The sequence below is a fragment of the Clostridium tarantellae genome (genome assembly GCF_009295725.1).
Classification (GTDB): Bacteria; Bacillota; Clostridia; order Clostridiales; family Clostridiaceae; genus Sarcina; species Sarcina tarantellae.
In genome coordinates, this window is the sequence record NZ_WHJC01000181.1 from 1 (window position 1) to 6,978 (window position 6,978).

General features: G+C 25.7%; 6 protein-coding genes. All 6 read right to left on the bottom strand.

Features of this window, described 5'->3' with window-relative positions:
* Window positions 1-490 (bottom strand): PH domain-containing protein (locus GBZ86_RS10885; RefSeq protein ID WP_152890585.1); only part of this gene is annotated, 490 nt, incomplete at its 3' end.
* Between the two features lie 291 nt (window positions 491-781).
* On the bottom strand, window positions 782-2,074 hold the full coding sequence (locus GBZ86_RS10890) for an NCS2 family permease (RefSeq protein ID WP_327444978.1): 1,293 nt from the start codon (window positions 2,072-2,074) through the stop codon (window positions 782-784).
* 198 nt (window positions 2,075-2,272) lie between these two features.
* Window positions 2,273-3,220, bottom strand: coding sequence for a patatin-like phospholipase family protein (locus tag GBZ86_RS10895; protein WP_152890589.1), 948 nt, complete (start codon window positions 3,218-3,220; stop codon window positions 2,273-2,275).
* 410 nt (window positions 3,221-3,630) lie between these two features.
* A complete protein-coding gene (locus tag GBZ86_RS10900; protein WP_152890591.1) occupies window positions 3,631-5,013 on the bottom strand; it encodes a flotillin family protein in 1,383 nt (460 codons plus the stop codon).
* A gap of 250 nt (window positions 5,014-5,263) precedes the next feature.
* Window positions 5,264-5,980, bottom strand: coding sequence for a PspA/IM30 family protein (locus GBZ86_RS10905; protein WP_152890592.1), 717 nt, complete (start codon window positions 5,978-5,980; stop codon window positions 5,264-5,266).
* 97 nt (window positions 5,981-6,077) lie between these two features.
* Window positions 6,078-6,779 carry a hypothetical protein gene (locus tag GBZ86_RS10910; RefSeq protein ID WP_152890594.1) on the bottom strand — a complete coding sequence of 234 codons (702 nt, stop codon included), beginning with the start codon at window positions 6,777-6,779 and terminating at the stop codon, window positions 6,078-6,080.
* Window positions 6,780-6,978 lie beyond the last annotated feature (199 nt).

Genomic DNA, 6,978 nt, shown 5'->3' on the forward strand with positions numbered 1-6,978 from the left:
CTTCTGTTCTAACTGATGATAATATATTTGAAGCCATTTTAAGACTTTCACTAGAATAATTAAACATTGTTAAATTATCTTTATTTATTTCTTCTATATTTATTAAAGCTTTATATAAATCTTTTAATTGTTCTAATTGATTTTTATGAACATCTATAGAAAAATTCTTTTCTCCAATAGTAAACTTTATTTCCACATCTAAATCTATTGTTCCAGCGGTTTCTAAAGTTACATTAGATATTTTATTTAAATAGTAACTATAACGATATAATGAACGTTTTTTACTTATGGCATTAGTTCCATCTACATGTATAAGAGCTTTATTAGTAAAACAATATTCATCTGACTTTGACTTTATCAAAAAATATATTTTTTCTCCATCTTCATGCATAATATAATCATCTGCATCTACTTTATCATAATCATTTGGACTAACAACTTTTCCTATATCACTTAATCCTAAAGCATCAGAAGCCATTTTTTTAAACATTTTATTCTCTCCTTTAATTTTATTTATTTTGTTTTTATTATAATTTTATCATTTTTTTTGAATTTAATCTATTGTCATTTACGAGTATTTCTTATATAAATATATTTTTGCAAAGATTTGTTTATTATCTAAAATTAAACAAATCTTTGCTTTGAAGACTGCCTTTAGTACTTTACTGAAAGTTATACACAGATTTTTATTTATTATAAACTCCTAAAGAATAAAAAAAGAAGACCTTGAATAATAAAATTCAAAGTCTTCTTTTTTATGTAAAATAATAACTTATTTAATTTATATTAAAAATTTAAGTATAAATATTATTCCTATTATTATTGTGGTTAAACTTATTTCTTTATATTTTCCTGAGAATATTTTTAAAACTATATATGATATAACTCCAAAAACTATACCATCTGATATTGAATAAGCAAAAGGCATCATTATTATTGTTAAAAATGCGGGGATAGCTTCTGTATAATCTGTCAAATTTATTTCTTTAATTGGCTCAATCATAAACAATCCAACTAAAACTAAAGCAGATGTGGTTACTGCTGGTGTTATTACAGAAAATAATGGTGCAAAAAATAATGCTAATAAAAACATAAATGCAGTAGATACTGCCGTCAATCCTGTTCTTCCACCTTCTGCAACTCCTGATGCACTTTCAACAAAAGTACTAACAGTACTAGTACCTAAGCATGCACCTAAAGTTGTTCCTATAGCATCTGCAAATAATGCTTTTTTTATATTTGGAACTTTTCCATTTTTATCTAACATTTTAGCCTTTGTTGCAACACCTACTAAAGTTCCTATAGTATCGAACATATCCATAAATAATAATGTAAATAATACAATTAGCATATCTATTGAAAATATATTATGCCATTCAAATTTCATAAATGTAGAACTTATGGATGGTGGCATACTTAATATATCCGTTGGAATCGGAGTAACTCCCATAGGTATTCCAATTATTGCAGTACAAACCATTCCTATAAATAATGCACCTTTTATATTCTTAACCAATAAAACTGCTGTTATAAGTATTCCAATTATAGCTAATAGGCCTTTTCCTGATGTTATGTTTCCTAATGTAACTACTGTTCCACCATCAGCTGGATGTATAACTATACCAGCTCCCTCTAAACCAATTAATGCTATAAATAATCCTATTCCAACTGATATACCTTGTTTTATACTTAAAGGTATTGAATCAACTATTGCTTCTCTAATATTAAATAATGTTAATAATATAAATATAAGACCCTCTAATAAAACTGCTGTTAATGCAAATTGAAAAGAATATCCCATTCCAATAACTACAGTAAAAGCAAAAAAAGCATTTAAACCCATTCCTGGGGCTTGCGCAAAAGGTAATTTAGCATAAATGCCCATAATAAGTGTTGCTATTACTGCTGATAAAGCTGTTGCAGTAAAAACTGCTCCTTTATCCATACCTGCTGCTGAAAGAATAGATGGGTTAACTATTAGTATATATGCCATTGTCATAAATGTAGTTACACCAGCAACTAATTCCGTTTTAATAGTTGTTTGATTTTCATCAATTTTAAAATATTTTTTTATAAATTCCATTTTAGTTTCTCACTCTTTCTTTTATATTTTTGCACCTTATATATAATATCAGATTTTTTAAATTTGCCAAGAGTTTTTACGAATATTTTCTTATTTTTTATTATAAAATATCGTTTTATCGTATATTACTTGCAATATTACAATGTTATTGTTCGCATTCTAGAAACTTAAATGTAATTTATTTCATAATTAATTTGCAATATCATCTGAATCATTATTTTTTCCATATACTTTTTTATATATAGCCTCTTTTATATCCTTAGCTACAGAAAAACTTTTAAATATAATTGGATATCTTCTTTGCTGTTCTTCTATATGCTTTTCTTTTGCAAGTTCAAGTATAGGTTCTAATAAATTTTTTGTATCATTATACCCATGCATTATTCTATTTTTTTTAGCTTCTGAATCTAAATTAAGAGTGCCTGATAGCATACTTTCATCTAATTCTCTAGGAGCTAATTCTATAATTTTTGCATTTGGATATAAACTTCTATCTATAGTACTTTCTTTAGATAATAATACTACTATTATAAAATCGCATCCTTCTCCATAAACTGGTTGAATTGGAGTGTTATCGATCATGCCACCATCCAAATATTTTTTACCATTAATTTCTGCACATTCATAAATTAGTGGTAATGAAGCTGATGCTAAAATTATATCTTTTCCCTCCTCTTCTTCAAAATCATTTATTTTAAAATATTTAGGTTTAAAATCTGGCATTTCTGTACATGCCGCATAGCATATTCTATCATTTTCTTTCATTTTATTAATATCTATATATTTATTCACAATATTTATTACTCCATCCTTTGGTACATTTCCACTTTCTAGTTTACTATGCATATATTTTTTTACAAAATTTATACTTTTCACTCCTAATGCTAAAGCTAAACCTTTCTTTAATAATGCAAATTTAGTAAGAGGTACAAGCATTTCCATAGTTACTTCATCCCATAAAGCTTCTGCTCTTTCTAAATCGTCCTGTGCAAATAACACTGCATTAAAAGCACCAATAGATGTTCCTGAAAAAACTTTTATATATGAGTCTAATTGCATTTCCTTTAAAGCCTTCCAAACCCCTAACTCATATGCTCCTTTGCCACCACCACCTGACAGCACTAATCCTATCTTCATTATATCAATCCACCTTTTAGAAATTTATATAACAAACCATTTTTTATTATTTAAATATTCACCTCATCCTTCGTTAATTATTTCATTTTCTCTCAAAAACGTATCATTATAATTATTATATTTAATTATACGTCTATTTCTTATATGTTGTGAACACTTAAAATTTAAAGATTTATTTTAAATTTTCTCTTTTATTCTTATTTTTTTTAATTATATTAATTTATATCTCTTTTATTCCTTCTAAATATGAAAATCTCTTAAATTCTCTTAATTTAAATGAAACTCAATTCATTTTTCTCTTTAAATTTAATTATTTTACTATTTTTACTTTAATTTTCTAATAGTTTATTAATTAAAAAAATACAAAAAGTATTTTTAATTAATACTTTTTGTATTTATTCTTAATTTTATTATTTTTTTATTCCATCTTTCCCCTTTGCTAAATTTTCAACTAGATCAATAATATTAATTCCTGTTAAAGAGTTTATAACTTCAGGAACTTCTGAAATAACTTTAGAAACATTTTTTGAAATTTTAGAGGCTGCACCACCTTCATTTCCATTATCAATAACAACAATTTTTTCCGTTTTAGATAATGGTTCCGAAATACTTTTTGCTATTTCTGGTAATTTATCTGCAAACATTTCAACAACTGCTGCTTCTCCATATTCTTTATAGGCTTCTGCTTTTTCCTTCATAGCTTCTGCTTCTGCTTTCATTGCATCTGCCGTAGCTTGTCCTTTTAATCTTATAGCCTCAGCTTCTGCCATTCCTTTTATTTTTATAGCTTCTGCTTCTGCCTCTGCTTTCTTTATTAATTTAAATCTTTCTGCTTCTGCATCCTGTTCTTGTTTATATTTTTCAGCTTCTGCTACTTTTTTTATAGTAGCCTCTAATTCCATCTCTTTCTTTATTGCTTGTTGTTTTGCTATTTCGGTTTGTCTTTCTTCCTCAAATAGTTCTGCTTTTTTTAGAGCATCAATAACCTGCTTTTGAACAATATTTTTTTCTACTTCATAAGCAAAATCTGCTTTTGCCTGTGCTCTTTTTTCTTCTTCTTTATATTCTTGTACCTTTAATTCTTTATCCTTTTTAGCTTTAGCTATTTGAGTTTCAGCTTGAATTTGAGCTTCTGTTCCTAGTCGTTTAGCCTCTGCTGTTTTTTGCATTTCTTCCTTGCTAGCTTCTGCTTCTGCAATAGCAGCATTTTTCTTTACTTCTGCTATTTGCTTTGCTCCTAGCGCAGTTAAATATCCTTTTGTATCATCTATATCTCTAATAGTAAATGTTTTTATTTCTAAGCCCATTTTTTCTAAATCATCTTTTGCAACATTTTCTACTTCATTTGCAAATTTTTCTCGATCTTTATAAATTTCCTCTATAGACATCTTTGAAACTATTTCTCTAAGCTTTCCCTCTAAAACATCTTGAACTGTAGACATAATTACTTGAATAGTTTCCTTCTCTTTTCCTGTATTAAATTGTTCTACTGCTAATAATACACTAGATGCATCTGATTTAACTTTTATTATAGCCACACCATCTGTATCTATTGGCACCCCATTACTATCTAATGATTCATGAGTTTTAACTTCAACTTTCATATTCTCTAAAGATATTCTATCTGTTTGCTCAAAAAAAGGAATTACAAAGCCCCCTCTTCCACTTATAACTCTTCTTTTTACCCCAGTAACTACAATAGCCTTATCTTGTGGTGCTTTTTTCCAAGTAATAATTATAAAAACTACTACTAATACTATAGGTGCAATAAATAAAATTATCCCTTTATCCATTTAACTTTCCCCCTATTTTAAAATTTATTATAAACATCATTTAATTATATAAATTTAATGTTAAAATAATGTTTAAATTATTTAAAGAATATCATGGAATTTTTTTCAAGTCAACGAATTCCATAGTTTTCTTATGACTTTATCAATTTAAAATTTTTTATCCACTTTTATTTACACTATAATTATATTATTCATATAAAAAATAAGAAGATAATAAGTTTAAAAATAAACTTACTATCCTCTTTTTATTTTATTTATTTTCTTTATATTTTTCTAGCTCTAAATCAATACAATCTTTTTCTTTATTATCAACTTTTTTATCATTATTTTTGTATTTAGCTAGCTCTTCATCTAATGATAATTCTTCTAGTTCTGCAAATTCATCATCTAAAGATTTTCCTTTTAACTCTTCTAATCCATCAGCATAACTTTCTTTTCTTGCAATTTTTCTTTCTATATCATCTATATTAATAGAATTATTTTTTGACTGAACATTAGCCATAACTTCATTTATCTTAGTAGATGCTTCTGCATTGTGAAGCCTTGCTACCGCTTCATCTCTATAACTTCTTGTATTATCTAATTCTTTTTCAAGCTCTTGCAATTTTGATTTTAAAATTGCAGCTTTTTCTTTTTGACTTTCAAAACTTTCTTTTAAAGCTAAATATTTTTTATCACTTTCTAATTTAAGTTTTAATGCCTTTTTAGCTAACTCTTCATTTCCCTTACTCATAGCTAATCTTACTTTTTCATCATACTGTTGTGAATCATTTTTAGTTTCTTCCATTTTCTTTTCAGTTTCTTTTAAATTCCCAAAAATTTGTGCAGAAGATCTTTTAGCTTCACCTAAAGAGTTTTCCATATCTCTTATTTTTTGATCTAATAATTCAATAGGATTTTCTAATTCATCTAAAGTTGCATTAGTTTTTGATTTTATCATATTTGAAATTCTTTTAAATATACCCATAAAAAACCACCTTCATAATTAATTATAATCTTTAAAAGATTATAACATATATTTTATTAATGTAAATAATACTATGTGAAAACTTATTCATATACTTTTATTTTTTGTTATATCTTTTTTTAATTAAAATAACCATTAATATAACTAAAATAACTGCTATAGTAGTACTTAAAATAGGATTTCTAAACATTATTATTCTACCAATGCTACCTAATATATTAGATATGATTTGAAAGAAAAACATATCTTCAAACCAAGAAGATGAACTTTTTTCTCTTGAATATTTTGAATCGCTTTTGTTATTTGATGAACTTTCTTTATTATTACTTGATGAATTGTTTTCATTTTTATTTGGCTTAGAATATTTATCTGAAGTAGAATAATTATTATTTCCTTGTACACTATTATCCGATTTATTTTCTTTATTTATTTTATCCTTGTTAGTATCTACATTTTTATTATTTTCTACCTTATTACTAGGATTAGAAAACTTATCTGTGGTTGAATAATTAGAATTACCTTGCTCCTTTTTCTTATTGTTTGTTGTTTTATTTGATTTGTTATTATCATATTTTTTAGGGGAGGAATATTTATTACTAGTTCCCTTACTAGAACTACTTTTACTAGATGATCTACTACTGCTACTACTACTTGAGCTAGACTTCCCCTTTAATAATATAATATCTCCTAATTTATTAGGAGTTGCTTTAACTTGAGTTATTTGAAAATTGCTTATCATAAAAAAGAAAACCATAAATATCATAACTATAATCTGGAATCTTTTTTTACTCATTTTCACTTATATTCCTCCTCTGTCTATTTTTATTTGTATTTTTATTATAATATATAGAAAATTATTTGTATATTACATTATAATAATGTTATTAGAACTTAATACTATTATTTTAAATAATAAATTGGAGGATATACTATGAAACTTAACGAATACTTAAATAACGAAAAAAAAATTTATGGTGATATATATAGTAGAGTAATGT